Here is a 26,695-nt window from a genome sequence, read left to right as displayed (position 1 = left end):
CCCGCTGCCGCTTTTTATTCTAGCAAAAGGCGGCGGACAACAGGGAATATATTATAAAATGTAAGCACTTTCTACATTAAACTTTTTTTACTTTTATTTCGAGCAAGCGCTCGCTCTCATATCGTATAAATTGCAATTGAGAGAAGGGGAATTTTAAAGAAAAGGAGAGATCACGATGACAGTTACACGCGGTCTAGAAGGGGTTGTGGCAACCACGTCAAGCATTAGCTCGATTATTGATGACACGCTAACATACGTAGGCTATGACATTGATGATTTGGCAGAAAACGCTTTGTTCGAAGAGGTTATTTATTTGCTTTGGCATCGTGAACTTCCGACGAGACAACAGTTGGAAGAGCTAAAACAGCAATTGGCGGAAAATGCGGCAATTCCGAAAGAAATTATTGAACATTTTAAACAGTATCCAATCGACAAAGTTCATCCGATGGCAGCATTGCGGACAGCGATTTCTATGTTAGGGCTATACGACGAAGAAGCAGATGTAATGACAAAAGAAGCAAACTATCGCAAAGCGATTCGTTTGCAAGCAAAAATTCCTACAGTTGTTACAGCATTCGCCCGCGTCCGCAAAGGGTTGGAGCCTGTCGAGCCAAGAAAAGATTTAGGATTTGCAGCTAACTTCCTTTACATGTTGACAGGCAAAGAACCAAATGAAACGGCTGTTGAAGCGTTTAACAAAGCGCTTGTTTTACATGCGGATCATGAATTAAACGCATCGACATTTACTGCGCGTGTTTGCGTAGCGACATTATCAGATGTTTACTCTGGTGTGACAGCGGCGATTGGAGCGTTGAAAGGACCGCTTCACGGGGGCGCAAATGAAGCAGTTATGAAAATGTTAAAAGAAATTGGAACGATTGATAATGTAGAATCATATATCTACAAAAAGTTAGAAAATAAAGAAAAAATCATGGGCTTTGGCCATCGCGTTTACCGAAAGGGCGATCCGCGTGCGAAACATTTGAAAAAGATGTCGGAAAAATTAACGAAGCTTGTTGGTGAACCACATTGGTATGAAATGTCAGCGAGAATTGAAGAAATTGTTACTTCCGAAAAATCACTGCCACCAAACGTTGATTTTTACTCGGCATCTGTTTATCACTGCTTAGGAATTGATCATGACTTATTTACGCCGATTTTTGCAGTAAGCCGTATGTCTGGATGGCTTGCCCATATTTTAGAACAATACGATAACAATCGTCTCATTCGTCCGCGCGCGGAATACACAGGTCCGGCAAAAAGGGCATATGTGCCGATTGAACAACGCGGCTGATTATGTTTATAGTTTATAAAAGGTGAGAAGATATAATTATTCTCACCTTTAACAAAATATATTTGGAGGTTGTTATGGTGGCGCAAGGTGAAAAAATTACTGTAACAAATGGTGTGTTAAATGTACCAAACAATCCAATTATTCCATTTATTGAAGGGGATGGGACAGGTCCAGACATTTGGGCTGCCGCATCTCGTGTGTTGGAAGCAGCAGTAGAAAAGGCGTATAAAGGGGAAAAGAAAATCGTTTGGAAAGAAGTTCTCGCAGGGGAAAAAGCGTACAAACAAACCGGCGAGTGGCTTCCACAAGAAACCATTGATACTATTCGGGAATACATAATCGCGATCAAAGGTCCGCTGACGACTCCAGTTGGCGGGGGAATTCGTTCATTGAACGTAGCGCTTCGCCAAGAGTTGGATTTATTCGTTTGCTTGCGTCCGGTCCGTTATTTTAAAGGTGTACCTTCTCCGGTAAAACGTCCAGAAGATACAGATATGGTCATTTTCCGTGAAAACACGGAAGATATTTATGCTGGAATTGAATATGCCAAAGGGACACCAGAAGTGAAAAAAGTGATTGATTTCTTGCAAAATGAAATGGGCGTTCGCAAAATCCGCTTCCCAGAAACTTCTGGTATCGGCATTAAGCCAATTTCCGAACAAGGAACGAAACGGTTAGTGCGCGCCGCAATCAACTATGCGATTGAACACGGGCGAAAATCGGTTACGCTTGTTCATAAAGGAAATATTATGAAATTTACGGAAGGCGCGTTTAAAAATTGGGGCTATGAATTAGCAGAAGAAGAATTCAGCGACAAAGTATTTACGTGGGCGCAATATGACCGCATTGTCGAAACAGAAGGAAAAGAAGCAGCGAACAAGGCGCTGGCGGAAGCAGAAGAAGCCGGAAAAATTATTATCAAAGACGTCATTGCCGATATTTTCTTACAACAAATTTTAACGCGTCCGCGCGAATTTGATGTGGTTGCAACGATGAACTTAAACGGCGACTATATTTCTGACGCGTTAGCAGCACAAGTTGGCGGCATTGGTATCGCTCCGGGAGCAAACATTAACTACGAAACAGGGCATGCCATTTTTGAAGCTACTCACGGAACGGCTCCGAAATATGCAGGATTGGATAAAGTGAACCCATCATCGGTCATTTTATCTGGTGTGATGATGTTTGAGCATCTCGGCTGGAACGAAGCGGCAAAACTCATTGTCAAAGCAATGGAAAAAACGATTGCCGCAAAAATCGTTACATACGATTTTGCTCGTCTCATGGAGGGCGCTACGGAAGTAAAATGTTCAGAATTCGCTGACGCACTCATCCGGAATATGGAATAAAACTGGGAGAGGATGGGGAAAAATGACAATGAAACGCAAAAAAATCTCAGTGATCGGTGCGGGATTTACCGGAGCAACCACCGCATTTATTTTGGCGCAAAAAGAACTAGGAGACGTCGTTCTTGTCGATATTCCACAATTGGAAAATCCGACAAAAGGAAAAGCGTTGGACATGTTGGAATCAAGTCCAGTGCTAGGTTTTGATGCAAATATTATCGGCACTTCCGATTATGCGGATACTGCCGATTCCGATATTGTTGTTATTACAGCAGGGATCGCGCGCAAACCAGGCATGAGCCGCGACGATCTTGTTACAACAAACCAAAAAATTATGAAACAAGTAACAAAAGAAGTCGTCAAATATTCGCCGAATTGCTATATTATCGTATTGACGAACCCTGTTGATGCGATGACATATACGGTATTTAAAGAATCTGGATTTCCGAAAAACCGGGTAATCGGTCAATCTGGCGTATTAGACACAGCTCGTTTTCGCACGTTTGTTGCACAAGAGTTGAATATTTCTGTGAAAGACGTTACTGGTTTTGTATTAGGAGGACATGGTGATGACATGGTGCCGCTCGTTCGTTACTCCTATGCTGGCGGCATTCCGCTCGAAAAATTAATTCCGAAAGACCGCCTAGACGCGATTGTGGAACGCACTCGCAAAGGCGGCGGTGAAATCGTGAACTTATTGGGCAATGGAAGTGCTTATTACGCTCCTGCTGCATCGCTTGCAGAAATGGTGGAAGCGATTATTAAAGATCAACGCCGCATTCTTCCAGCAATCGCTTATCTTGAAGGCGAATACGGTTACGAAGGCATTTACTTGGGTGTGCCGACGATTTTAGGCGGAAACGGCATCGAAAAAGTCATCGAACTAGAGCTTACTGAAGAAGAAAAAGCGGCGCTTGCCAAATCCGTCGAATCTGTCAAAAACGTGATGAGAGTATTAGAATAATGGCAAAGGCAAAAATTCGGGAATCCCCCGAATTTTTGCCACATATTTATTGAAAGCGCTTTCTAAACAAAGGGGTGTTTTAAGTGCTGAGAAAACGAAAACTAGGGAGAAATATATCAGAAATCACGGTCGGGGAAAAATTAGTAATTAACGCCAAAATGGAAGATAAAGATTTATTGCTTTATCTTGGATTAACAGATGATGCGAATCCGTTATACATTCAACACGATTACGCTTCACAGACACCGTTTAAAAAGCCGATTGTTCCAGCGGTGATGCTGACAGGTATGATCACATCGGCTATTTCGAAATATTTGCCGGGACCGGGAAGCCATATTACAAAGCAGGAAATTCATTTTCTGAAGCCGGTTTACCATTATGAACAATTGCAATTTTTGTTTGAAGTGACGGAAATAGATGAAGAATGCCATCATATTGCGATTGCTGTCGAAGCGATACGTCAAGAATCAGAAAAAGTGTTAGAAGGTACTTTATCCGTCTGTCCGCCGTATGCACTGCCAACATTGGATAGCTGGGCATTAGAAAATTTTTAAATGAAAAAACCGCCTTATTTGAGGCGGTTTTTTGCATGTTTATGGTATGATAAAAACGAATAATATTATTGATGTGGTGGGGGCGTATATGTGTAAAAAAGTATTAGTCGTTGATGATGAGCAATCGATTGTCACACTTTTAACATACAATTTGGAACAAGCGGGTTTTACGGTTGTGACCGCAAATGACGGCGAGGAAGCAATAGAAAAGGTAGCTTTCGAACAGCCAGCATTTATTATTCTTGATTTGATGCTGCCAAAGCTCGATGGGGTGGAAGTATGTAAACAATTGCGCCAGCAAAAAGTGATGACACCGATTTTAATGTTGACGGCGAAAGATGATGAATTTGATAAAGTGCTTGGGCTTGAACTCGGCGCTGATGATTATATGACAAAGCCGTTTAGTCCGCGTGAAGTAGTAGCGAGAGTAAAAGCGATTTTGCGGCGCACGCAGCTTTCTAATGGAGAAATGGAAACAAAAGAAATAGTCATCGGAGATTTAAAGATTCTTCCTGACAGCTATGAGGCATATTTTCGTGGGGAGCGGCTTGAGCTGACTCCAAAAGAATTTGAACTGCTTGTTTATTTAGCAAAACATAAAGGTCGAGTATTAACGAGGGATCAACTGCTAAGTTCGGTATGGAACTATGATTTTGCTGGGGATACTCGTATTGTCGATGTTCACATCAGCCATTTGCGTGAAAAAATTGAACAAGATACAAAAAAACCTATATATATTAAAACAATAAGAGGGCTTGGATATAAACTAGAGGGGCCAAAGCGGAATGACTAGCTTCCGATCGCGTCTATTGTTTGGACTTGTGACATTAATTGTCACGGTATTGATTTGTCTCGGTATATTGCTTGGGCAGTTGTTTAAAGACTTTTATGTGGAAACTATGAATATACGAATGGAAAAGGAAGCAAAAGCAATTGCCATTTTATTAAAAAATGAATCACTTGATCGAATTCGCCAAGATTTACAAGAGATGAGCGAAGCGTTATCGTCACGTATTACCATATTAGATAACCATGAAAAAACGTTGTTTGATACAGGACATGTTGCTCATATTAGCGATGAAGACCATGAACAGATCATTCGCAATATTTTGCGGAGAAACCAATTAAATCAATTTTCCGTTATTGAAAAAACAGATGATGTCTATTACTATATCGTTCCTTTTACAAAAAACGGGAAAAACGCGGGATATGTCATTTTAAGCTCCCCGACCAATTCGTTAAAAAAAGTGACTCAGCAAATTTGGGGGGTATTAATTAGCAGTTTAGGTACAGCACTTATTGTCATTATTTTGTTAGGGCTAAAAATAGCTGATCAATATATGAAACCGATCGAAGCAGCAACAAAAGTGGCATTTGAATTGGCAAAAGGGAATTATAAAGCGAGAGTTCCGCATGTAAAAAATAATGAAACAGGAATGCTCGTCCATTCTATTAACCGGCTTGCCCGCAATTTGCAAGAGATAAGCAAGGCGCGGGAAATGGAAACAGACCGTTTGCATACACTGATTGAAAACGTCGGAATTGGGCTCATTTTGATCGATAGCCGGGGATATATCAATTTAATTAACCGCGCCTTTAAAGAGAGTTTCCATATTCATCCGGTTGATTATTTATACCGGCCGTATACAGAAGCGTTTGCCCATAAAGAAATTGTTCAACTTGTAAATGAAATTTTTATGAAAGAAACAAAAATTCGCAAACAGCTGTTGCTGACGATCGGGATTGATCGAAAGCATTTTGAAGTATACGGTGCCCCAATTATTGGAACGAATGATGAATGGAAAGGGATTGTTCTTGTTTTCCATGATATTACTGAACTGAAAAAACTAGAACAAATGCGCAAAGATTTTGTTGCGAACGTATCCCATGAATTAAAAACACCGATTACGTCGATTAAAGGGTTTGCTGAGACATTGCTTGATGGCGCGATGAAAGATGAACAAACGCTGGAGTATTTTTTGTCGATTATTTGGAAAGAAAGCGAACGATTGCAAACGTTAGTGCAAGATTTGCTCGATTTGTCGAAAATAGAGCAGCAAGGATTTCGACTTCATTTGGAAACGGTGGATCTTGCGGATCTTTTGCGTGAAATTGCCGTCATGTTTCAACAAAAGGCCGAAGAAAAAGGGATTGATTTTTATTTGCATGCGCCAAAATTGGTATATATGGAAGGAGATGCGAACCGCATTAAGCAAATATTTATTAATTTAATTACAAATGCTTTAACGTATACACCGAAAGGCGGAAAAGTGGAATTAATGATAGAGGAAAAAGAAAAAGAAATTCTCGTTCACGTAAAAGATACAGGGATCGGCATTGATGAACAGGAGATCCCACGCATTTTTGAGCGGTTTTACCGTGTGGATAAGGCAAGAGGCCGCAACTCCGGCGGGACTGGTTTGGGGCTGGCCATTGTAAAACATTTAGTGGAAGCACATCACGGTCATATTACGGTAAAAAGCACGGTCGGAAAAGGAACGACATTTACGGTGCATTTTCCGAAACAAATGCAGTTCGATTAGTGGAAAGGTGAGGACGAAAAAATGTTCTCGTCTTTTTTATTTACAAAGCAAATCATGTTACAATAAGAACAAGAGTGTTGGAGGAGGGAATGTTTTGAAGAAGAAACTCGTACTCATTGATGGAAATAGCATTGCGTACCGCGCTTTTTTTGCGCTGCCGCTTTTACATAACGATAAAGGGATTCATACGAATGCGGTGTATGGATTTACGATGATGTTAATGAAAATCTTAGAAGAAGAAAAGCCGACACATATGCTCGTTGCCTTTGATGCGGGAAAAACGACATTTCGCCACAAGACGTTTGAAGAATATAAAGGAGGACGGCAGCAAACGCCTCCGGAATTATCCGAACAGTTTCCACTATTACGGGAGCTGCTTGATGCGTACCGAATTCGTTTCTATGAGTTGGAAAATTATGAAGCGGACGATATTATTGGTACGTTATGCACAAAAGCGGAAAAGGAAGGATTTGAAGTAAAAGTTATTTCCGGAGACCGCGATTTAACACAGCTTGCGACTGATTATGTAACGGTAGATATTACAAAAAAAGGTATCACCGATGTGGAATCCTATACTCCAGAAACAGTGCAAGAGAAATACGGATTAACACCGGAGCAAATTATTGATTTAAAAGGATTGATGGGAGATAAATCGGACAATATTCCAGGGGTGCCGGGAATCGGCGAAAAAACGGCATTAAAGCTGTTAAAAGAGTTTGGCACGATTGAAAACCTGCTAGATTCCATCGAGCAAGTAAGCGGAAATAAATTGAAAGAGAATTTGGCAAAATATCGTGACCTTGCTCTTATGAGCAAACAGCTGGCAACCATTTTACGCGATGCTCCAGTCGATCTTTCGTTAGATGATATAGAATATAACGGATATGATGTTGATAAAGTGATTGCTCTATTTAAAGAACTTGGTTTTAACTCGCTTCTTGAAAAAATGGCGGCCCCGCAAGGCGAAGAAGAGGCGGGGGTTGCGCTATCGGACATCGATTATACGATCGTCGATGAGGTAACGGAATCCATTTTGTCCGATAAGGCGGCCCTCGTTGTCGAAGTGTTGGAATCAAACTATCATAAGGCGCCGATTTTGGGCTTTGCGATCTCCAATGAGCATGGAAACTTCTTTATTCGTACAGATACCGCGTTGTCGTCTTCTTTATTTACAACATGGCTGGAAGATGAATCAAAGAAAAAAAGCGTTTTTGATGGCAAGCGGGCAATCGTTTCTTTAAAATGGCAAGGAATACAGTTGCGCGGTATTCAATTTGATTTATTAATCGCTTCGTATTTGTTAAATCCATCCCAATCTACAGAAGATGTCGCTTCTATTGCAAAAACGAAGCAATATATCGACGTTCAGTCCGATGAAGCAGTATATGGAAAAGGCGCGAAACAAAAAATTCCGGATGAGCCAGTTTTAGCGGAACATCTCGTGCGTAAAGCAGCGGCGATACGCGCATTAGAGCAAGATTTTATTTGCGATTTACAGGAAAATGAGCAATATTCTTTATTCACTGATTTGGAATTGCCCCTATCTTCCATTCTTGCGGAGATGGAGTTTACCGGTGTGAAAATTGATGTCAAGCGGTTAAAAGAGATGGGCGAAGAATTGACGGAACAGCTAAAAGAAATAGAACAAGAAATTTACGAATTAGCTGGTCAAGAGTTCAACATCAATTCACCAAAACAGTTAGGTGTCATTTTGTTTGAAAAGCTGCAACTGCCTGTATTGAAAAAAACGAAAACAGGCTATTCCACATCGGCGGAAGTGCTCGAAAAACTTGCGCCACAACATGAAATTGTCGAGAAAATTTTGCATTACCGCCAATTAGGAAAACTGCAATCAACGTATATCGAAGGGTTATTAAAAGTGGTGCATCATGACACGAACAAAGTTCATACGATTTTTAACCAAGCGCTCACCCAGACAGGACGGTTGAGCTCTACGGAACCAAATTTGCAAAACATCCCGATTCGTTTAGAAGAAGGGCGAAAAATCCGACAAGCGTTCGTTCCATCAGAACCGGATTGGGTGATTTTTTCCGCGGATTATTCGCAAATTGAATTGCGTGTGCTTGCCCATATTGCAAATGATGAAAATTTAATTGATGCGTTTCGTCACGATTTAGATATTCATACGAAAACAGCAATGGATATTTTTCATGTGAACGAAGATGAAGTGACGCCAAACATGCGCCGGCAAGCGAAAGCGGTAAACTTTGGCATTGTTTACGGCATCAGCGACTATGGGCTGTCGCAAAACTTAAATATTACTAGGAAGGAAGCAAGTGAATTTATTAAACGATATTTTGAGATTTTTCCAGGGGTAAAGCAATATATGAAAGATATCGTCCAAGAGGCAAAACAAAAAGGTTATGTTACTACGCTTTTGCATCGTCGCCGCTATTTGCCGGACATTACAAGCCGAAACTTCAACTTGCGCAGCTTTGCGGAACGAACAGCGATGAATACACCGATTCAAGGGAGCGCTGCCGATATTATTAAAAAAGCGATGATCGATTTATCGAATCGGTTGAAAAAAGAAAACATGAAAGCACGAATGTTGCTGCAGGTGCATGACGAACTCATTTTGGAAGCGCCTAAAGAAGAAGTAGAACGATTGCAACAAATTGTTCCGGAAGTAATGGAAAATGCGGTGCAATTACGGGTACCGCTTAAAGTGGATTATCATTTTGGACCAACATGGTATGACGCAAAGTAAAGGAAGGGATTACGTATGCCAGAACTGCCGGAAGTCGAAATCATTCGTCGCACTCTTATTCCATTAACCGCCGGTAAAACCATTGCCGATATCCAAGTATTTTGGCCAAAAATCATTAAGTATCCGGCAGATGTTACCGAATTTATTGAAACAATGAAAGGACAAACAATTCGTGATATTCATAGACGGGGGAAATTTTTAAAATTTATTCTTGATGAACATGTGCTTATTTCTCATTTGCGTATGGAAGGACGTTATGCGGTTTGTAAAAAGGAAGATCCTATCGAACCGCATACGCATATTATTTTCCGATTTATAGACGGCACAGAACTTCGCTATCGCGACGTAAGAAAATTTGGAACGATGCATCTTTATCGAAAAGGAGAAGAAGAGGCGCGGCTGCCTTTGTCACAGTTAGGTCCTGAACCGTTTTCGGAAACATTTACTGCCAATTTTCTTGCACAGCGGCTGCGAAAAACGAACCGTACGATCAAAACGGCACTTCTTGACCAAACGGTTGTCGTTGGGCTCGGCAATATTTATGTAGATGAGTCACTATTCCGTGCTGGAATCCATCCTGAACGTATCTCGTCGTCATTAACTGACGAGGAAGTTGCTCGCTTACATCGCGAAATGGTGACAATATTACAAGAAGCGATTGAAAAAGGAGGAAGCACGGTAAGGTCATACGTTAACACAAATGGAGAAGCAGGAACGTTTCAACTGCAGTTATTTGTGTACGGACGAAAAGGAGAGCCGTGCCAACGCTGCGGGCAGCCGATTCAAAAAACGGTTGTTGCCGGTCGGGGGACTCATTATTGTGCATTTTGTCAGCATTAATATAAATGCGACTTGATATGGCTGACGTAGGCAAGTCAATGACTTGCCTACGTCCCGCAAAGCGCACACAAATTTATTATTCTGCACTTTTAGGGAGAGGAAAATATGACACTTACGATCGGATTAACAGGCGGCATCGCGAGCGGAAAAAGCACAGTAACGGAGATGATTCGCGGTCTTGGCATACCCGTTATTGATGCCGATCAAGTTGCTCGCGATGTCGTCAAAGTGGGAGAGGAAGCGTACGAACAAATTATTAAGACGTTTGGACAGGACATTTTGCAGGAAAATGGGGAAATTGACCGAGCGAAATTAGGAGCGATCGTTTTTTATAATGAGCAGGAACGAAAAAAGCTGAACGCCATCGTGCATCCGGCTGTCCGCCGGCGTATGCTTGCCGAAAAAGAAGCGTACGTTCAAAAAGGGGCAAAAACGATCGTTTTAGATATTCCGCTTTTATTTGAAAGCGAACTTACTCACTTGATTGATAAAATCATTGTTGTATATGTTGATAATGATATCCAGCTTGAGCGCTTGATGAAACGGAACGGTTTTTCCGAAGAGGAGGCTCTTGCAAGAATTCGATCGCAAATGCCGCTTCATGAAAAGGTGAAAAAAGCGGATGCGGTCATCAACAATAACGGAACAATTGAAGAAACCAAACAACAACTTTTACAAATTTTAAAAGAATGGAACGCCCTATAAAAAAAGGGCGTTTTTTTTTATTATTTTGATGATTTTTTTCTCCACATATCACAAAAATATGATATACTATTTATGTACAAATCGGTTAATTAGTATAACATATATATGAGAGGAGAACATAAATGAAAGCGAAAGTGGCGATTAATGGGTTCGGACGAATCGGGAGAATGGTATTCCGCAAGGCGATTTATTCCCCGGATCTGGATATCGTAGCGATTAATGCGAGTTACCCATCCGAAACGTTAGCGCATTTAATAAAATATGATTCGAATCATGGGAAATTTGATGGTGAAGTGGTCCCACTAGAAGATGGGCTTCTTGTCAACGGTAAAAAAGTTAAGCTGCTCAGTTCGCGCGATCCGAAAGAGTTGCCGTGGAAAGAGTTGGATATTGACATTGTGATCGAAGCAACAGGAAAATTTAATTCCCGGGAAAAAGCAAGCCTTCACCTAGAGGCAGGAGCCAAACGAGTGATTTTAACAGCACCTGGGAAAAATGAGGATGTAACGATTGTCGTTGGCGTAAACGAACATGTGCTTGACATTGACCAACACTTTATTATTTCCAACGCCTCTTGTACAACAAACTGCCTTGCTCCTGTTGTGAAAGTTCTTGATGAGGCGTTTGGAATTGAAAACGGTTTAATGACGACCGTTCATGCATATACGAACGACCAAAAAAATATTGATAATCCGCATAAAGATTTGCGCCGTGCGCGCTCTTGCGGGCAATCGATCATTCCAACAACGACCGGTGCGGCAAAAGCGTTAGGATTAGTACTGCCTCACTTAAAAGGAAAATTGCACGGAATGGCGCTCCGCGTTCCGACGCCAAACGTATCGTTAGTCGATTTAGTCGTGGATGTGAAAAAAGAGGTAACAGTAGAAGAAGTAAACGAGACGTTTATTCGCGCAGCAAACGGTCCGCTAAAAGGAATTCTTGATTTTACAATGGAACCGCTTGTTTCCATCGACTTCAACACGAATCCACACTCAGCGATTATTGATGGATTGTCCACGATGGTGATGGAAGGGCGCAAAATCAAGGTGTTAGCCTGGTACGATAATGAGTGGGGTTATTCTTGCCGCGTCGTCGATTTAGCGAATATGATAGCAAATAAAATGAGGGAAAAGTTAAGCGTAAACGTATAATAAAAAAGCTGGCCATTGCGGCCAGCTTTTAGCTTTGGTGCGCCCCGAATCAGTCTACAGGAAGGAAAGCACGGAATTCGTTTAACAGTGTCCGCTGTTTTTTCAACACGGTCAATCATATGCCGGTTTACACGGCGATTCATATTTCCCTGCTGGAAAATCATGCGTGATCATAATGACCCTTTGATATCATTATAAAATGCGTTCCGTTCGGAAACAGTAACATGTAGATGGCAAAAAATACTCTCTTAATAACGTAAAAATACAAAAAAGGATATTGAAAAAAATATGTAAACAAAGTATACTATGTCTCGTGAACTTCTTAAAGGCAACGGTAATGTGACTACTTAAAGGGTTAGGACCTCTTAGGACTAACTTTCCCCCGTGGTAGTTATACATGCCATATTGCAAAAGAGTTTCATGCTTTATTTTTTAAGAAAATTTGTTTGAAGGGGGATTAATGGAATGGACACAATGGGTCGTCACGTTATCTCAGAATTATGGGGATGCGATTTTGATAAGCTGAACGACATCGAATTTATTGAGAAAACGTTTGTTGATGCTGCGTTGAAATCTGGAGCAGAAATTCGCGAAGTCGCATTCCACAAGTTTGCGCCACAAGGTGTTAGTGGAGTTGTTATTATTTCTGAATCGCACTTGACTATTCATACGTTTCCAGAACATGGATATGCAAGTATCGATGTTTACACATGTGGACACTTAGATCCGACAATTGCGGCGGATTATATCGCCGATAAACTTGGAGCACAAACGCGCGAAACGATTGAACTTCCGCGTGGCATGCGTCCAATTGAAGTGAAAAAAGCACAAGCATTATAATTAACGAGCGAAATTAAAAGAGGTGCGAAAGACGCGCCTCTTTTTTACTTGTCTAATATACATCTTAGTCAAAAATGATGATATGATAATAGTAATTACGGAGCGTTATAAACAGAAAAATAAGGGGAAGTAATGATGAGTGTTTGGAAAAAGCTGAAATATGCGCTAACCAATCATTGTGAAACGAGAGAAAATCATGAGGACGAACAGTTGCGGAGCCGTTACTATAAGGCGACAAATAATACTGTAATCCAGACGGTAAAAGAATTGTTCACTTCTTCACCTGATTATGAATTATTATCTGTTTCTGAAGAAAGAGGAGAGTTCAGCGCGACAACTCGCCGTGGAAAAAAAGTATTCATTGTGGTTACTGTCATTTCCGTTCGCCCGCTTGAGACAGCGGTCGATTTTTCGGTCACAACGGAAACAACCTTTTTGCCATTTGATTTTGGGCGGAGTCGGCAGGTCATCATTGATTTATATCGAAAATTGGACCAACGCCTTCCATACATTGGGTCGGGAATGAACGCATAGCGAAACAACTTGCCCGCTGTTATTTGTTCCGTTATCATAAAGATAAGAATAAAAACGGAGTTGGTTATATGAGATGCCCATCATGCCAGCATCACGGCACAAGAGTCCTTGATTCGCGTCCGGTGGATGAAGGACGTTCGATTCGGCGCAGACGGGAATGCGAACAATGCCACTATCGCTTTACAACATTTGAAAAAGTGGAAGAAATGCCGCTGATTGTCGTGAAAAAACAAGGAATGCGCGAAGAATTTAGCCGTGATAAAATTTTGCGCGGTTTAATTAAAGCGTGTGAAAAGCGTCCTGTTGCTTTAGAAGAACTCGAAAAAATTACGCAGGACATTGAAAGGGAGCTTCGCAATCAAGGAGTAGCGGAAGTGAAAAGCGAAACGATCGGTGAAATGGTGATGGAACGTTTATCGAAAGTGGACGAGGTTGCTTACGTCCGTTTTGCTTCCGTGTATCGCCAATTTAAAGATTTAAATGTATTTATTGAAGAACTAAAAGAGCTAATTAAAAAAGAACAACGTTAAAAAGGGCTTTTTGCGCAATAGATAATAAGCCCTTTTTTTCATCGTTAAAACTTAATACGGAAGGTCGAGAATAATGGAACATCATTGGAAAGAATTAATTCCTGTTGACCGTTATACGGTACGGAGCAATGGAGTGTTGCATGATTTTGACCGAAAAGTGCTCACTCTCCTTTATCAACCGCTAATAGGCCATCGGGCATTAAGTCTTTATATGACGTTATGGTGCGAGCAGGAGCTTCTTTCGGAAAAAGAAACGACCCATCATAGTTTAATGGTGCTTATGCAATGCAGTTTGCGAGAAATCTATGAAGAACGTTTAAAATTAGAAGGAATTGGGCTATTAAAGACGTATGTCAATAATGAAGAACCGAAATTGTTTATTTATGAGCTGCAGCCGCCGCTTACACCAGAGCAATTTTTCATGGATGGAATGCTTAACGTTTTCCTCTATAACCGTATCGGCAAACATAAGTTTCAAGAGCTGAAACAGTTCTTTTCCACCCCATCCATTGACCAAACGAAATTTTCTCCTATTACTCGCGCGTTTCATGATGTATTTGCGTCTGTGCATGTGGAACAAATGGTTGCTAATATGAATGAAGAAACGCAAGAAGATTTGCGGCTTGTTGATGGGTATGAGTATATCAGCAGAAAAGAGAATACGTACGAACTTAGCGATGATGTATTTGATTTCGAACTATTTTTTGCCGGTTTATCTAAACATATGGTGCCAAAGCGGGCGATTACGGCAAAGGTAAAAGAAGCGATAAAAAAATTAGCCTTTTTATACGGTGTTGGACCGCTTGACATGCAAAAAATTGTCATGAGTGTGATTGATCCGTCTAACCATATTGATATCGATGCATTGCGGAAAGCCGTTCATGAGTGGTATGAATTTGAACGCGGAGATTCTCCTCCTAACTTAAGTTCGCGAGTGCAGCCGCTTCCGTATCGTACGATGACGAATGTCGAACCAAAAACGAAAGAGGAACTGTTGATAAAGCAGCTTGAAACCATTTCCCCCCGCCAATTGTTAATAGAAATATCTGGCGGAGCCGAACCATCGATGAGCGATTTGCAGCTGATTGAGGACATTATGTTTCAACAAAAATTGCTTCCGGGTGTTGTGAACGTATTAATTTATTATGTGATGTTGCGTACAAATATGAAACTATCCAAAGCATATGTTGAAAAAATTGCCAGTCATTGGGCGCGGAAAAAAGTACGCACCGTCAAAGAGGCAATGGAGCTGGCAAAGCAAGAAGCAAAAACATATCAAAGCTGGGCAAATGAAAAAAGCAAAAGAACAAACAGAAAAGCAGTGCGAAAAGAATTGTTGCCAGAATGGCTTAATATGGATTATAGTCAAAACGATGATCAAGACAAAGAGGAAAATATCAATATCGAAGAAAAGCGCCGGGAATTAGAGGAACGATTAAAAAAATACCGCAATGAATAATAGGATGTGGAAATGATGGAACGAATGGATCAACTGTTAAATCGACTGCTTCATAAAAAAGATTTTCAACAGCGCTATGAACAAATGAAACGACAAATTTTGTCACACCCAGAAGTACAAGCATTTTTACGTGAACACGAGCGGGAAATTACAAAAGAGATGATAGACCGCAGTTTAATGAAGCTGTATGAGTTTATGGAGCAAAGCAAAAACTGCGCACAATGCCCTAGTTTAGATCAATGCAAAAACTTTTTAAAAGGATATCATCCTCATCTTGTTATAAAAGGAACTGTCATTGATGTCGAGTATGACCGCTGTCCGGCAAAAATAAAATATGATGAACGAAAACGGCAGGAATCACTGATTCAAAGTTTGTTTGTTCCGCGTGAAATTTTGCAAGCTTCGCTGTCTGACATTGATCTTACCGATGAGGGACGAATGAAGGCGATTGAACTTGCCGATCGTTTTGTTTCGGAGTATGAGCCGGGAAAAAAGATGAAAGGACTTTATTTATACGGATCATTCGGCGTCGGAAAAACGTATATTCTTGGCGCGATCGCCAACGCGCTTGCGCAAAAAAACGTTTCGTCCCTTATCGTGTATGTGCCGGAATTTTTCCGTGAGTTAAAAAGCTCGCTGCAAGACCAAACGATTAATGAAAAACTCGATTATGTCAAAAAGGTGCCGATTTTAATGCTTGATGATATCGGCGCGGAATCAATGTCAAGCTGGGTGCGCGATGACTTATTAGGTCCTATTTTGCAATATCGGATGTTTGAAAACTTGCCGACATTTTTTACGTCGAACTTTGATTTACAGCAATTAGCGCATCATTTGACCTATTCGCAGCGCGGGGAAGAAGAGCAGATGAAAGCTGCGCGCATTATGGAGCGGATCCGTTATTTGGCACATCCAGTAGAAATAAAAGGAAGAAATCGCCGGCTTGAATAGGATATTTCCTTAGTGGAAATATCCTTTTTTATTCTAAACGACCGTTTGTCCCCATATATATAGAACAAGCATTTAACTCGTAAAAGGGGGGACAACGTTTGATTGAAATTTATTTTGAACAAGCCAATGATGCTGAAAAGTTGTTTTGTTTGCTGAAAGAAAGGCAGAAAAAAACAATGAATCTGCTCTTTCAAGCAACATACAATGGAGATTCCCTCGTCACGATTTACATATATGACAACACCGATCAGGTTATTTTATCAGATTTAATACCAGCAATGACAAAATTTATTCTTCGTTTTATCGAAGATCGGCTATTATTATCGATTATTTCTGGCACGTTTTATTTTCAAGATAAAGAAGAACAACATCAAATTTTACAGCTTGCCCATTCCTTTCTCGATGGGGAGCGATATGATTATCGAAAGGGAAAGCAATCTTCCATTTCACGGGAAACATTGATTGCGAACGCGCTACAGCACTTTTTAAAAGATGGTCTTTCCTTTTCCTTTTCATCCTTTATTACGTTTCGCCTGAAGCCATATATGGAACGGCTCCAACACTACGTCGAACTTGCTATTGATGAATATAAACTAGAGCAGGAATATCAAAATTTTGTGCAAATGTTGCGTGACTGTGTGGCATCCAAAAAGCCGAAATTATCCGTCATTCATTTAGTCCACAAGCCGCCATCTTTTCTTTTTTTTGATGAAAAGTTATGCGAAATAACAGCGAGTGAATTAAAACAAATGATCGACCGTAATTTGATCATCAGCCAGCCGATGTACATTGATTCTTCCATATTAGCACCGCTTGTGTCCATTGCACCGAACATCATTTATTTGTATACAGACGATATCGATGATGGGATGATTCAAACGATTCAAAATGTATTTCAAGAGCGGATTTTCCTCTGCAGCCAAAGCGATTTTGCAAAATATCGAGCCATCGGCGCAAAACAAGATAGATGAACTTGATTTTTTCCTATACTCATTCTATAATAACGTACATAAAAGAAATCCGGAAAAGTGATGATGAGGACACGGGTGTATTTTTACGGTTTCCAGAGAGGGAAGGCATCGGCTGCAACCTTCCTAACACGAAAAATACACTTACCACCTCGGAGCTGCGGCAGTGAACGACGTAAGTCTAGTAATTGTCGACGGTACGACCGTTATTCTATTCGAGCCATCGCCAGAGGCGAAGTATGTCTTTTTTGCCGGCGGTGGGAAGAAGGGTGGAACCACGAAACAAACTCGTCCCTTTGTTGAGGGAGGAGTTTTTTTATTTTCAACACGAAAGAAGGAGGAGGAAAAGTGTATGTCGGAAATGATTCGCATTACATTCCCTGATGGAGCGGTAAAGGAGTTTCCAAAAGGAACAACGACAGAACAAATCGCTGCATCGATTAGCCCGGGATTAAAGAAAAAAGCGATTGCCGGCAAACTAAACGATCGTTTTATTGATTTGCGCACACCGATTCAGGAAGATGGATCGATTTCGATCATTACGCAAGATATGCCAGAAGCGCTGGACATTTTGCGCCATAGTACTGCCCATTTAATGGCCCAAGCGATTAAGCGTCTGTATAAAAATGTAAAACTTGGCGTCGGTCCGGTCATTGAAAATGGTTTCTATTACGATATCGATATGGAAGAATCATTAACGCCGGAAGACTTGCCGAAAATTGAACAAGAAATGCGGAAAATTGTGAAAGAAAACTTGGAAATTGTCCGGAAAGAAGTGAGCCGCGAAGAAGCGATTCGCCTTTACGAAGAAATTGGCGATGATTTAAAACTGGAATTAATTAACGATATTCCAGAAGGAGAAACGATCTCCATTTACGAACAAGGCGAATTTTTTGACCTTTGCCGCGGTGTCCACGTTCCATCGACAGGAAAAATTAAAGAGTTTAAGTTGTTGAACATCTCAGGAGCGTACTGGCGCGGAGACAGCAATAATAAAATGCTGCAGCGCATTTACGGAACGGCGTTCTTCAAAAAAGAAGATTTAGATGAATATCTTCGCCAGTTGCAAGAAGCAAAAGAACGCGATCATCGCAAATTAGGAAAAGAGCTTGAATTGTTTATGACTTCGCAAAAAGTCGGACAAGGGCTGCCGCTTTGGCTGCCAAAAGGGGCAACGATTCGCCGCATTATCGAGCGGTATATTGTGGACAAAGAAATTGAATTAGGTTATCAACATGTTTATACACCAGTGCTTGGCAGTGTCGAATTATATAAAACTTCCGGCCACTGGGATCATTACAAAGACAACATGTTCCCGCCGATGGAAATGGACAACGAACAGCTTGTGCTGCGCCCAATGAACTGTCCGCATCATATGATGATTTATAAAAACAAGATTCATAGCTATCGGGAGCTTCCAATTCGCATCGCCGAACTTGGAACGATGCATCGCTATGAAATGTCTGGAGCGCTTTCCGGCTTGCAGCGCGTCCGGGGCATGACATTAAACGATGCTCACATTTTTGTGCGTCCAGACCAAATTAAAGATGAGTTCAAACGCGTCGTTAACTTAATTTTAGAAGTATACAAAGACTTTGGCTTGGATGAATATTCGTTCCGGCTTTCTTACCGCGATCCACATGATAAAGAAAAATATTACGATGATGATGAAATGTGGGAAAAAGCGCAAAACATGCTGCGTGAAGCAATGGATGAATTGGGATTAGAGTATTATGAAGCCGAAGGGGAAGCGGCGTTTTATGGTCCGAAATTAGACGTGCAAGTGCGCACAGCGCTTGGAAAAGACGAAACATTGTCAACGGTGCAGCTTGATTTCTTATTGCCGGAACGCTTTGATTTAACATACATCGGCGAAGACGGCAAACCGCATCGCCCGGTTGTCATCCATCGCGGGGTTGTTTCCACGATGGAACGTTTCGTTGCGTTTCTGATTGAAGAATATAAAGGCGCGTTCCCAACTTGGCTTGCCCCAGTGCAAGTCGAAGTGATCCCTGTGTCGCCAGCAGCGCATCTCGACTATGCGTATAAAGTGAAAGAAGCGTTGCAATCGCAAGGATTCCGCGTCGAAGTCGACGAACGCGATGAAAAAATTGGCTACAAAATTCGTGAAGCGCAAATTCAAAAAATCCCTTACATGCTTGTCGTTGGTGACAAAGAAATGGCAGAAAATGCCGTCAACGTCCGTAAATACGGCGAACAAAAAAGCGAAACGATGTCTCTCGACGATTTTATTGCCGCTCTGAAAGAGGAAGTGCGTCGAAACTAGGCAATACGAAAACCGTGAAGTTCTTTCTTCACGGTTTTCGCATTTTCACTTGCCAAACTGCCAATGATTCGCTATAATGAAAGACGTTGTTTGTCAATCAAGAAAAGCGCCTTGACATGCCACTTCCAAGGTGATATATTGTATAGAGTGAATAGAATACTTGTTTGTGACTAAAGCAGAAGCACCCCGCTTCTCACCTGGTTGACGCCGGCATGGCTGTTGACAGGTCGTTACGGTTCGCGATATTGTTTTCGAACGTAAGTAGTGTGGGTGTCGTATGCATCCACACTTTTTTGTTAGCAGGAAAAGGCTGATGATCGGCTGTTTTTCCGGAACCGCTCAAGTTGGGTGTGCGATGCGACAAACAAGTAATTCGGAAAAAACCTTGGAGGTGGCTGGTTATTAGCAAAGATTTTATTATTAACGAAAATATTCGTGCACGCGAAGTCCGTTTAATTGACCCAAAAGGTGAACAATTAGGAATTAAATCTCGACAAGAGGCGCTTGAAATTGCTGCAAGATTAAATCTTGATTTAGTTCTTGTAGCACCAAATGCGAAACCGCCGGTATGCCGCATCATGGATTACGGCAAATTCCGCTTTGAACAGCAAAAGAAAGAAAAAGAAGCGCGTAAAAAACAAAAAGTCATCAACGTCAAAGAGATTCGCTTAAGTCCAACGATTGAGGAGCACGACTTCAATACAAAGCTCCGCAACGCGCGCAAGTTTCTTGAAAAAGGCGACAAAGTAAAAGCGACGATTCGCTTTAAAGGACGAGCGATTACGCATAAAGAAATCGGTCAACGCGTATTAGAGCGATTCTCCGAAGCATGTTCGGATATCGGCGTTGTCGAAACTGCGCCAAAAATGGACGGACGTAGCATGTTTTTAGTACTGGCACCGAAAAATGACAAATAATCGAGTGAGGAGGAACACCCTATGCCAAAAATGAAAACTCATCGTGGCGCTGCAAAGCGTTTTAAAAAGACTGGTACTGGTAAATTAAAACGCGGTCATGCTTATACAAGCCACTTATTTGCAAGCAAAACGCAAAAACAAAAACGTAAACTTCGCAAAGCAACGCTTGTATCTCCTGGCGACTTTAAACGCATTCGTCAATTGCTTGACAACTTGAAATAATGGAGACATATAGGAGGGAATATATATGCCACGTGTTAAAGGTGGAACGGTAACGCGCAGACGTCGCAAAAAAGTGCTGAAATTAGCAAAAGGTTATTTCGGAGCGAAACATGCTTTATATAGAGTCGCAAACCAACAAGTAATGAAATCGTTAATGTACGCGTATCGCGACCGTCGTCAACGGAAACGCGATTTCCGCAAACTTTGGATTACGCGCATCAACGCAGCAGCACGCATGCACGGTCTTTCGTACAGCCGTTTTATGCACGGTTTGAAATTAGCGGGTGTAGAAGTAAACCGCAAAATGTTAGCAGACTTGGCGGTAAACGACCAAGCTGCGTTTGCACAACTTGCAGAACTTGCAAAAAGCAAACTTCAATAATGAATGAAGCAATGGCCATTCTCGCTTATGGGGATGGCCATTTTTTATAGAAAGGAAAAATCAACATGGTACAATATATTGTGTTCATCAATCTCATCGGTTTTTTCACGATGGCAGCTGACAAATATAAAGCGAAGCATCGAAAATGGCGCATTGCCGAAAGTACGATCTGGTTCATTTCTATCATTGGCGGCGCGATCGGCACAACCGTTGGCATGCATTTGTTCCGCCACAAAACGAAACATCGTTCCTTTCGTTACGGATTGCCGCTTATTGCTGCCATCGAAGCAATGACATGTATTATTTTTTACTTATAGGAGGAGAAAAATATGGATTTATCGTCACTTTACTCGCTGCAGCGGCAGTTGGATGAGCGCATTGAAGCGCAACACAGATTACAGGAGGAAGATTTGTTTGATAAAAAAATACTTGCTTTACTTGTCGAAATTGGCGAACTTGCGAATGAAACACGCTGTTTCAAATTTTGGAGTGTGAAGCCGCCGTCTCCGCGAGAAAAGGTGCTCGAAGAATACGTCGATGGCCTTCATTTTATTTTATCGCTCGGCTTGGAGAGTGATTTTCTATATTCCGAGATTCCGCCGCAATTGGCTACTTTGCCGCTTGTCGAGCAATTTCTCGTTGTTTTTCGAGCGGCGGATGAGTTTAGAAAAACGAAATCACGGCAAAGCTATAACCGACTGTTTACCGAGTATTTGCTGCTTGGCGGACAGCTAGGCTTTTCTATGGAAGAAATCGAACAAGCCTATAAACAAAAAAATCAAGTTAATCATGAGCGGCAAAATCAGAATTATTAACCAATTTTGTACATTCCTGTTGTTTCGTGTATAATAATGAGGATGAAAAAGGAAAGGGGTTTCATAATGGCAAAGCTAGATGAAACATTAACGATGCTCAAAGAATTGACGGACGCGAAAGCCGTTCCAGGAAACGAACGGGAAGCGCGCGAAGTGATGAAAAAGTACATAGCTCCTTATGCCGATGAAGTAACGACAGACGGTCTTGGCAGCTTGATTGCGAAAAAGAAAGGCGATAGCGACAGCCCGAAAATTATGGTCGCTGGGCATTTAGACGAAGTTGGTTTCATGGTGACGCAAATCGATGAGAAAGGATTTATCCGCTTTCAAACGTTGGGCGGCTGGTGGGGACAAGTGATGCTGGCTCAACGCGTGACGATTTTAACGAAAAAAGGCGAAATTACAGGTGTGATTGGCTCGAAGCCGCCGCATATTTTGCCTCCGGAAGCGCGAAAAAAACCGGTTGAAATCAAAGATATGTTCATCGACATCGGAGCGACAAGCCGTGAAGAAGCAATGGAATGGGGCGTTCGCCCGGGTGATTCGATCGTTCCATATTTTGAATTTACCGTGTTGAATAATGAAAAAATGCTGCTTGCGAAAGCATGGGACAACCGCATCGGCTGTGCGGTTGCGATCGAAGTGTTAAAACAACTGAAGGAAACGGGTCATCCAAACGTCGTGTACGGTGTTGGAACGGTGCAAGAAGAAGTTGGTTTGCGCGGAGCGAGAACAGCGGCGCATTCCATTCAGCCGGATATCGCTTTTGCTGTGGACGTTGGCATTGCCGGCGATACGCCAGGGGTTTCAGAAAAAGAAGCGATGGGCAAGCTTGGTGCAGGACCGCACATCGTCTTATACGACGCAACAATGGTATCGCATCGCGGTTTGCGCGAATTTGTCATCGATGTTGCCGAAGAACTCGACATTCCGTATCATTTTGATGCAATGCCAGGAGGCGGCACCGATGCCGGCGCAATCCATTTGACGGCAAGCGGAGTTCCATCGCTGACGATTGCGATTCCAACGCGCTACATCCATTCTCATGCTGCGATTTTGCACCGCGATGACTATGAAAATACGGTGAAGCTGCTTGTCGAAGTCATCAAGCGTTTAGACGCGGAAAAAGTTAAACAAATTACATTCGAATGATCAGCGAAGAAAAGCCGGCAAATCAATGTCGGCTTTTCTTTTTAGCGAAGGGATTACAGAAGTGAAAGATAGAGATGCGGGAATGAAAAAACATATATTAGCATAACAAACTTAGGGGGAAGAGAAATTGGTTTCTGTGAATGTATGGAATGCGGATGCATATGATGAAAAGTTATCGTTTGTGTCTGAGTTAGGGATGGCGTATGGATTGCGGATTATAAACGGATTCGAATGATAGCGGTGAAGGAGGAAAGGGAAGCGAAAAAACTTCCCTTTTATGCATGTTGTTTGACTGCTTGTTCCAGTGTTGTAAGCATTTCCTCTTTTTGTTGCTCGCTCGAATGTTTCCAAATCTCTTCAAAGAGGACGCCGAGCCCCGGCAAATATTTTTCCTCTCCACGCTGAATCGCATCAACAATCGTATCTTCCAATTGCTCCTTCGTGTTATTGGCGATATTTTGTATAACTGCATGGCGCAAGTTTAAATCCATTCCATTCACCCCTCTATATATAGTACAAGCTTATTTTTAACGGGAATTTTTCTGAATATGTATGAGAAATGCAAAAATGAAAACAAATTGTTTGTTGATTTGATTTGTTTGGTGTTTGATCGCTGTAATTTTTGCTATAATGAAAAATACGATTTTACATGGAGGAGAGAGAAACATGGAAAAAGCAACATTTGCCGGAGGCTGTTTTTGGTGCATGGTCACTCCATTTGAAGAACTCGATGGAATATACGGCATTGTTTCCGGCTATACGGGCGGACATGTCGAAAACCCGACATATGAACAAGTGAAAACGGGAACGACAGGGCATTACGAAGCGGTGCAGATTACATTTGATCCAAACGTTTTTCCATACGAACGATTGCTTGAACTGTATTGGTGCCAAATTGATCCGACCGATGACGGCGGACAGTTTCATGACCGCGGCCCGCAATATCGGACAGCGATCTTTTACCATAATGAAGAGCAGCGGCAAAAAGCGGAAGCATCAAAACGGGCGCTTGAGGAAAGCGGGAAGTTTTCCAAGCCGATCGTCACGAAAATTTTGCCGGCAACAAAGTTTTATCCGGCCGAGGAATATCACCAAAACTACCATAAGAAAAACCCAAAGCATTATAAAGAAGACCGCGCCGCATCAGGACGTGATGAGTTTATTGCCAAGCATTGGGGCGTAAAGGGGAAGTGAACGTTGAAACGAATCCAGTCCACCAAAAATTCGCAAGTGAAAGAATGGAAAAAACTGCTCACGAAAAAAGGCCGGGAAAAAATGGGGTTATTTCTAATTGAAGGTTTTCATTTAGTCGAAGAAGCGCTAAAGAGCCATGCGCCTCTTGTTGAACTGATTGTTGACGAAAAAAAGGAGATTCCGCCAAGCTGGAATGCGGGCCACCTTCCTGTAACGATCGTGACGGAAGAAGTGATGAAAGCGATCAGTGATACGGAAACGCCGCAAGGCATCGCGGCCGTATGCGAACAGTTTTCCTATGGCGATATAGACTGGACGCAGGCGAATGTGCTTCTGATTGACGCCGTACAAGACCCGGGCAACATCGGCACAATGATCCGCACCGCCGATGCGGCTGGAATCGATGCCGTTATTCTTGGCGAAGGATGCGCTGACTTGTATAATCCGAAAGTCATCCGCGCTACCCAAGGTTCGCTTTTTCATCTGCCGATTATTCGCGGAAATCTCTGGGAATGGATCGAGCGTCTGCGCGAAAAAAATGTCGCGATTTACGGAACAGCGCTGGAAAATGGGGAAGATTATCGTCATATCAAACCGGTGCGTCCGTTTGCCTTGCTTGTCGGCAATGAAGGAAGCGGGGTTCATAAGAAATTGCTGCAAATGACGACGAAAAATTTATACATTCCGATTTATGGACAGGCCGAGTCGTTAAATGTTGCCGTCGCTGCCGGGATTTTGCTTTATCATTTACGGGACGCAAAAGCATAGGCTGTTTTCATATAGATTGTGTGTGTTGCGCGATGTTCGCCGTTTGCTTATAATATAATACAGCATTATTTATCTGAACATATGGGATATAAAGATAATATAAAAATAGGGAAATATAGAAAACAACGATGAAAGAGAAGAGTAGCTTGCCACTCGCCATCCAGGGAGAAAACGCCGTAGACTGGGAGCGTTTTTATGGTAGAAGCAAGTGAATTCACCTCTGGAGTTGACACCGGGACCATTCCGCGCTTACGGAATGTAAAGGTGTTCCGGCCTATGCCGTTATCACAATGAAGCGAACAGTGCCTTTTTGCGCTGTTAACAAGGGTGGTACCGCGAGTGCACTCGTCCCTTATGGTAAGGGGCGAGTTTTTTTATAGAACATACTAGTGTGGATTTCACGTAAAGATATTCGAAAAGTGTTGCTTCATGAGCATCAATCATGGGCAGTAGAAGAAGCATTTCGTTTATTTGATTGAAGAAAAGGAGGAATTTTCCATGAAAGAACGGTTGCAGCAGCTTCAACAGGAAGCGCTCGAAAAAATTGAACAAGCCAGTGACTTGAAAGCACTCAATGAGGTGCGCGTCGCTTATCTTGGCAAGAAAGGCCCGATTACCGAAGTGCTCCGCGGCATGGGGTCATTATCGCCAGAAGAGCGTCCGGTAATAGGCGCGCTTGCCAATGAAGTACGGCAAGCGATTCAAAGCGCGTTAGAAGCAAAGCAAGCAAAGCTCGAACAAGAGGAAGTCGAGAAAAAATTAGCAGCGGAAGCGATTGATGTCACGCTTCCAGGCCGTCCGGTTAAAAGAGGAAATCATCATCCGCTCACGCGCGTCATTGAAGAAATCGAAGACTTATTCATCGGCATGGGCTATACGATTGCCGAAGGACCAGAAGTCGAGAAAGACTATTACAATTTTGAAGCGTTGAACTTGCCAAAGGGGCATCCGGCGCGCGATATGCAAGATTCGTTCTATATTACCGAAGAAATTTTGCTTCGTACTCATACGTCACCGGTGCAGGCGCGCACGATGGAAAAACATCAAGGGCGCGGTCCGGTGAAAATCATCTGCCCGGGAAAAGTGTACCGCCGCGACAATGATGACGCGACTCACTCGCATCAATTTACGCAAATCGAAGGGCTTGTTGTCGATGAAAACATTCGCATGAGCGACCTGAAAGGAACGCTGCGCGAGTTTGCACGCAAAATGTTTGGCGAAGGTCGCGAAATCCGCTTCCGTCCAAGCTTTTTCCCATTCACCGAGCCGTCAGTCGAAGTCGATGTATCTTGTTTCCATTGCGGCGGACATGGCTGCAGCGTATGTAAAGGGACAGGATGGATTGAAATTTTAGGCGCCGGCATGGTCCATCCAAACGTATTAGAAATGGCCGGATTTGATTCGAAAAAATATACTGGTTTCGCGTTTGGCATGGGACCAGAGCGCATCGCGATGCTCAAATACGGCATTGATGACATCCGCCATTTCTATCAAAATGACATTCGTTTCTTACAACAATTCCATCGTGTGTAAAAGGGAGGTTTGACC

27 protein-coding genes and 2 other annotated features are annotated in these 26,695 nt (G+C 42.2%); of the genes, 26 read left to right on the top strand and 1 reads right to left on the bottom strand.

Features of this window, described 5'->3' with window-relative positions; translation table 11 throughout:
• The first annotated feature begins 175 nt into the window (after window positions 1-175).
• The 23 genes from citZ to DER53_RS01125 all read left to right on the top strand — a co-directional run bounded on the left by citZ (window position 176) and on the right by DER53_RS01125 (window position 23,185).
• Window positions 176-1,294 (top strand): citrate synthase, encoded by a 1,119-nt coding sequence (gene citZ, locus DER53_RS01235; protein ID WP_062753180.1) that lies wholly within the window; start codon window positions 176-178, stop codon window positions 1,292-1,294.
• A 74-nt stretch (window positions 1,295-1,368) separates the two neighbouring features.
• Window positions 1,369-2,643, top strand: a complete 1,275-nt coding sequence (icd, locus tag DER53_RS01230; protein ID WP_171699276.1) for an NADP-dependent isocitrate dehydrogenase — start codon at window positions 1,369-1,371, stop codon at window positions 2,641-2,643.
• 22 nt (window positions 2,644-2,665) lie between these two features.
• Entirely contained in the window at window positions 2,666-3,604 is a 939-nt protein-coding gene (gene mdh / locus DER53_RS01225) for a malate dehydrogenase (RefSeq protein ID WP_015864778.1), read from the top strand.
• An 83-nt stretch (window positions 3,605-3,687) separates the two neighbouring features.
• On the top strand, window positions 3,688-4,158 hold the full coding sequence (locus tag DER53_RS01220; RefSeq protein WP_015864777.1) for a MaoC/PaaZ C-terminal domain-containing protein: 471 nt from the start codon (window positions 3,688-3,690) through the stop codon (window positions 4,156-4,158).
• Between the two features lie 88 nt (window positions 4,159-4,246).
• Window positions 4,247-4,951, top strand: coding sequence for a response regulator transcription factor (locus DER53_RS01215; protein ID WP_062753178.1), 705 nt, complete (start codon window positions 4,247-4,249; stop codon window positions 4,949-4,951).
• Entirely contained in the window at window positions 4,944-6,701 is a 1,758-nt protein-coding gene (gene pnpS / locus DER53_RS01210; protein WP_062753176.1) for a two-component system histidine kinase PnpS, read from the top strand. The genes DER53_RS01215 and pnpS overlap by 8 nt, the downstream gene beginning before the upstream one ends.
• Window positions 6,702-6,795: 94 nt before the next feature.
• On the top strand, window positions 6,796-9,432 hold the full coding sequence (polA, locus tag DER53_RS01205) for a DNA polymerase I (protein WP_062753174.1): 2,637 nt from the start codon (window positions 6,796-6,798) through the stop codon (window positions 9,430-9,432).
• 15 nt (window positions 9,433-9,447) lie between these two features.
• The gene (gene mutM / locus DER53_RS01200; RefSeq protein ID WP_062753172.1) at window positions 9,448-10,272 is read left to right on the top strand and encodes a DNA-formamidopyrimidine glycosylase; all 825 of its coding nucleotides are present in this window, start codon (window positions 9,448-9,450) and stop codon (window positions 10,270-10,272) included.
• 105 nt (window positions 10,273-10,377) lie between these two features.
• Window positions 10,378-10,977 (top strand): dephospho-CoA kinase, encoded by a 600-nt coding sequence (gene coaE / locus DER53_RS01195; RefSeq protein WP_062753170.1) that lies wholly within the window; start codon window positions 10,378-10,380, stop codon window positions 10,975-10,977.
• 122 nt (window positions 10,978-11,099) lie between these two features.
• The gene (locus tag DER53_RS01190) at window positions 11,100-12,128 is read left to right on the top strand and encodes a glyceraldehyde-3-phosphate dehydrogenase (protein ID WP_062753168.1); all 1,029 of its coding nucleotides are present in this window, start codon (window positions 11,100-11,102) and stop codon (window positions 12,126-12,128) included.
• A 465-nt stretch (window positions 12,129-12,593) separates the two neighbouring features.
• Window positions 12,594-12,968: an adenosylmethionine decarboxylase gene (gene speD, locus DER53_RS01185; protein WP_003248680.1), complete on the top strand. Its 375-nt coding sequence runs from the start codon at window positions 12,594-12,596 to the stop codon at window positions 12,966-12,968.
• Between the two features lie 135 nt (window positions 12,969-13,103).
• Window positions 13,104-13,502 carry a hypothetical protein gene (locus DER53_RS01180; RefSeq protein WP_062679221.1) on the top strand — a complete coding sequence of 133 codons (399 nt, stop codon included), beginning with the start codon at window positions 13,104-13,106 and terminating at the stop codon, window positions 13,500-13,502.
• A gap of 68 nt (window positions 13,503-13,570) precedes the next feature.
• A complete protein-coding gene (gene nrdR / locus DER53_RS01175; protein ID WP_015864769.1) occupies window positions 13,571-14,032 on the top strand; it encodes a transcriptional regulator NrdR in 462 nt (153 codons plus the stop codon).
• Window positions 14,033-14,105: 73 nt separating this feature from the next.
• On the top strand, window positions 14,106-15,491 hold the full coding sequence (locus tag DER53_RS01170) for a replication initiation and membrane attachment family protein (protein ID WP_062679220.1): 1,386 nt from the start codon (window positions 14,106-14,108) through the stop codon (window positions 15,489-15,491).
• A 15-nt stretch (window positions 15,492-15,506) separates the two neighbouring features.
• A complete protein-coding gene (gene dnaI / locus DER53_RS01165) occupies window positions 15,507-16,442 on the top strand; it encodes a primosomal protein DnaI (RefSeq protein ID WP_041269723.1) in 936 nt (311 codons plus the stop codon).
• 98 nt (window positions 16,443-16,540) lie between these two features.
• Window positions 16,541-17,413 (top strand): putative sporulation protein YtxC, encoded by an 873-nt coding sequence (gene ytxC, locus DER53_RS01160; RefSeq protein WP_015864766.1) that lies wholly within the window; start codon window positions 16,541-16,543, stop codon window positions 17,411-17,413.
• 349 nt (window positions 17,414-17,762) lie between these two features.
• A complete protein-coding gene (thrS, locus tag DER53_RS01155; protein WP_062753166.1) occupies window positions 17,763-19,697 on the top strand; it encodes a threonine--tRNA ligase in 1,935 nt (644 codons plus the stop codon).
• A gap of 167 nt (window positions 19,698-19,864) precedes the next feature.
• Window positions 19,865-19,998, top strand: a sequence feature (ribosomal protein L20 leader region).
• A 43-nt stretch (window positions 19,999-20,041) separates the two neighbouring features.
• A complete protein-coding gene (gene infC / locus DER53_RS01150) occupies window positions 20,042-20,614 on the top strand; it encodes a translation initiation factor IF-3 (RefSeq protein WP_073967889.1) in 573 nt (190 codons plus the stop codon).
• Window positions 20,615-20,635: 21 nt separating this feature from the next.
• Window positions 20,636-20,836 (top strand): 50S ribosomal protein L35, encoded by a 201-nt coding sequence (gene rpmI / locus DER53_RS01145; RefSeq protein WP_003248690.1) that lies wholly within the window; start codon window positions 20,636-20,638, stop codon window positions 20,834-20,836.
• A gap of 25 nt (window positions 20,837-20,861) precedes the next feature.
• Window positions 20,862-21,218 (top strand): 50S ribosomal protein L20, encoded by a 357-nt coding sequence (gene rplT / locus DER53_RS01140; protein WP_062679218.1) that lies wholly within the window; start codon window positions 20,862-20,864, stop codon window positions 21,216-21,218.
• A gap of 65 nt (window positions 21,219-21,283) precedes the next feature.
• On the top strand, window positions 21,284-21,535 hold the full coding sequence (locus tag DER53_RS01135; protein ID WP_062753164.1) for a DUF1294 domain-containing protein: 252 nt from the start codon (window positions 21,284-21,286) through the stop codon (window positions 21,533-21,535).
• A 12-nt stretch (window positions 21,536-21,547) separates the two neighbouring features.
• Complete coding sequence (locus DER53_RS01130; protein WP_062753162.1) at window positions 21,548-22,033, top strand: dUTP diphosphatase; 486 nt, start codon at window positions 21,548-21,550, stop codon at window positions 22,031-22,033.
• Between the two features lie 66 nt (window positions 22,034-22,099).
• Entirely contained in the window at window positions 22,100-23,185 is a 1,086-nt protein-coding gene (locus tag DER53_RS01125) for a M42 family metallopeptidase (protein ID WP_062753160.1), read from the top strand.
• 275 nt (window positions 23,186-23,460) lie between these two features.
• Here DER53_RS01125 and sspI read toward each other — a convergent pair whose 3' ends face one another.
• A complete protein-coding gene (sspI, locus tag DER53_RS01120; protein WP_015864757.1) occupies window positions 23,461-23,676 on the bottom strand; it encodes a small acid-soluble spore protein SspI in 216 nt (71 codons plus the stop codon).
• Between the two features lie 175 nt (window positions 23,677-23,851).
• Between sspI and msrA the strand changes: the two genes are divergently transcribed.
• From msrA to pheS, 3 genes are all read left to right on the top strand, one after another.
• The gene (gene msrA / locus DER53_RS01115; RefSeq protein WP_015864756.1) at window positions 23,852-24,379 is read left to right on the top strand and encodes a peptide-methionine (S)-S-oxide reductase MsrA; all 528 of its coding nucleotides are present in this window, start codon (window positions 23,852-23,854) and stop codon (window positions 24,377-24,379) included.
• Between the two features lie 3 nt (window positions 24,380-24,382).
• Window positions 24,383-25,147: a TrmH family RNA methyltransferase gene (locus DER53_RS01110; RefSeq protein ID WP_062753158.1), complete on the top strand. Its 765-nt coding sequence runs from the start codon at window positions 24,383-24,385 to the stop codon at window positions 25,145-25,147.
• Window positions 25,148-25,266: 119 nt separating this feature from the next.
• Window positions 25,267-25,503, top strand: a binding site (T-box leader).
• 142 nt (window positions 25,504-25,645) lie between these two features.
• Window positions 25,646-26,680: a phenylalanine--tRNA ligase subunit alpha gene (gene pheS, locus DER53_RS01100; RefSeq protein ID WP_062753156.1), complete on the top strand. Its 1,035-nt coding sequence runs from the start codon at window positions 25,646-25,648 to the stop codon at window positions 26,678-26,680.
• Window positions 26,681-26,695 lie beyond the last annotated feature (15 nt).

This window comes from Parageobacillus toebii NBRC 107807 (assembly GCF_003688615.2).
Taxonomy (GTDB): domain Bacteria; phylum Bacillota; class Bacilli; order Bacillales; family Anoxybacillaceae; genus Parageobacillus_B; species Parageobacillus_B toebii.
The sequence above is the reverse complement of the archived record's forward strand: the minus strand, read 5'-3'. Positions and strand labels throughout refer to the sequence as shown.

Coding starts and splice junctions, on each gene's coding strand:
- citZ (WP_062753180.1), top strand. CDS start 176: ATGACAGTTACACGCGGTCTAGAAGGGGTTGTGGCAACCACGTCAAGC.
- icd (WP_171699276.1), top strand. CDS start 1,369: ATGGTGGCGCAAGGTGAAAAAATTACTGTAACAAATGGTGTGTTAAAT.
- mdh (WP_015864778.1), top strand. CDS start 2,666: ATGACAATGAAACGCAAAAAAATCTCAGTGATCGGTGCGGGATTTACC.
- DER53_RS01215 (WP_062753178.1), top strand. CDS start 4,247: ATGTGTAAAAAAGTATTAGTCGTTGATGATGAGCAATCGATTGTCACA.
- pnpS (WP_062753176.1), top strand. CDS start 4,944: ATGACTAGCTTCCGATCGCGTCTATTGTTTGGACTTGTGACATTAATT.
- mutM (WP_062753172.1), top strand. CDS start 9,448: ATGCCAGAACTGCCGGAAGTCGAAATCATTCGTCGCACTCTTATTCCA.
- coaE (WP_062753170.1), top strand. CDS start 10,378: ATGACACTTACGATCGGATTAACAGGCGGCATCGCGAGCGGAAAAAGC.
- DER53_RS01190 (WP_062753168.1), top strand. CDS start 11,100: ATGAAAGCGAAAGTGGCGATTAATGGGTTCGGACGAATCGGGAGAATG.
- speD (WP_003248680.1), top strand. CDS start 12,594: ATGGACACAATGGGTCGTCACGTTATCTCAGAATTATGGGGATGCGAT.
- DER53_RS01180 (WP_062679221.1), top strand. CDS start 13,104: ATGAGTGTTTGGAAAAAGCTGAAATATGCGCTAACCAATCATTGTGAA.
- nrdR (WP_015864769.1), top strand. CDS start 13,571: ATGAGATGCCCATCATGCCAGCATCACGGCACAAGAGTCCTTGATTCG.
- DER53_RS01170 (WP_062679220.1), top strand. CDS start 14,106: ATGGAACATCATTGGAAAGAATTAATTCCTGTTGACCGTTATACGGTA.
- dnaI (WP_041269723.1), top strand. CDS start 15,507: ATGGAACGAATGGATCAACTGTTAAATCGACTGCTTCATAAAAAAGAT.
- thrS (WP_062753166.1), top strand. CDS start 17,763: ATGTCGGAAATGATTCGCATTACATTCCCTGATGGAGCGGTAAAGGAG.
- rpmI (WP_003248690.1), top strand. CDS start 20,636: ATGCCAAAAATGAAAACTCATCGTGGCGCTGCAAAGCGTTTTAAAAAG.
- rplT (WP_062679218.1), top strand. CDS start 20,862: ATGCCACGTGTTAAAGGTGGAACGGTAACGCGCAGACGTCGCAAAAAA.
- DER53_RS01135 (WP_062753164.1), top strand. CDS start 21,284: ATGGTACAATATATTGTGTTCATCAATCTCATCGGTTTTTTCACGATG.
- DER53_RS01130 (WP_062753162.1), top strand. CDS start 21,548: ATGGATTTATCGTCACTTTACTCGCTGCAGCGGCAGTTGGATGAGCGC.
- DER53_RS01125 (WP_062753160.1), top strand. CDS start 22,100: ATGGCAAAGCTAGATGAAACATTAACGATGCTCAAAGAATTGACGGAC.
- sspI (WP_015864757.1), bottom strand. CDS start 23,676: ATGGATTTAAACTTGCGCCATGCAGTTATACAAAATATCGCCAATAAC.
- msrA (WP_015864756.1), top strand. CDS start 23,852: ATGGAAAAAGCAACATTTGCCGGAGGCTGTTTTTGGTGCATGGTCACT.
- pheS (WP_062753156.1), top strand. CDS start 25,646: ATGAAAGAACGGTTGCAGCAGCTTCAACAGGAAGCGCTCGAAAAAATT.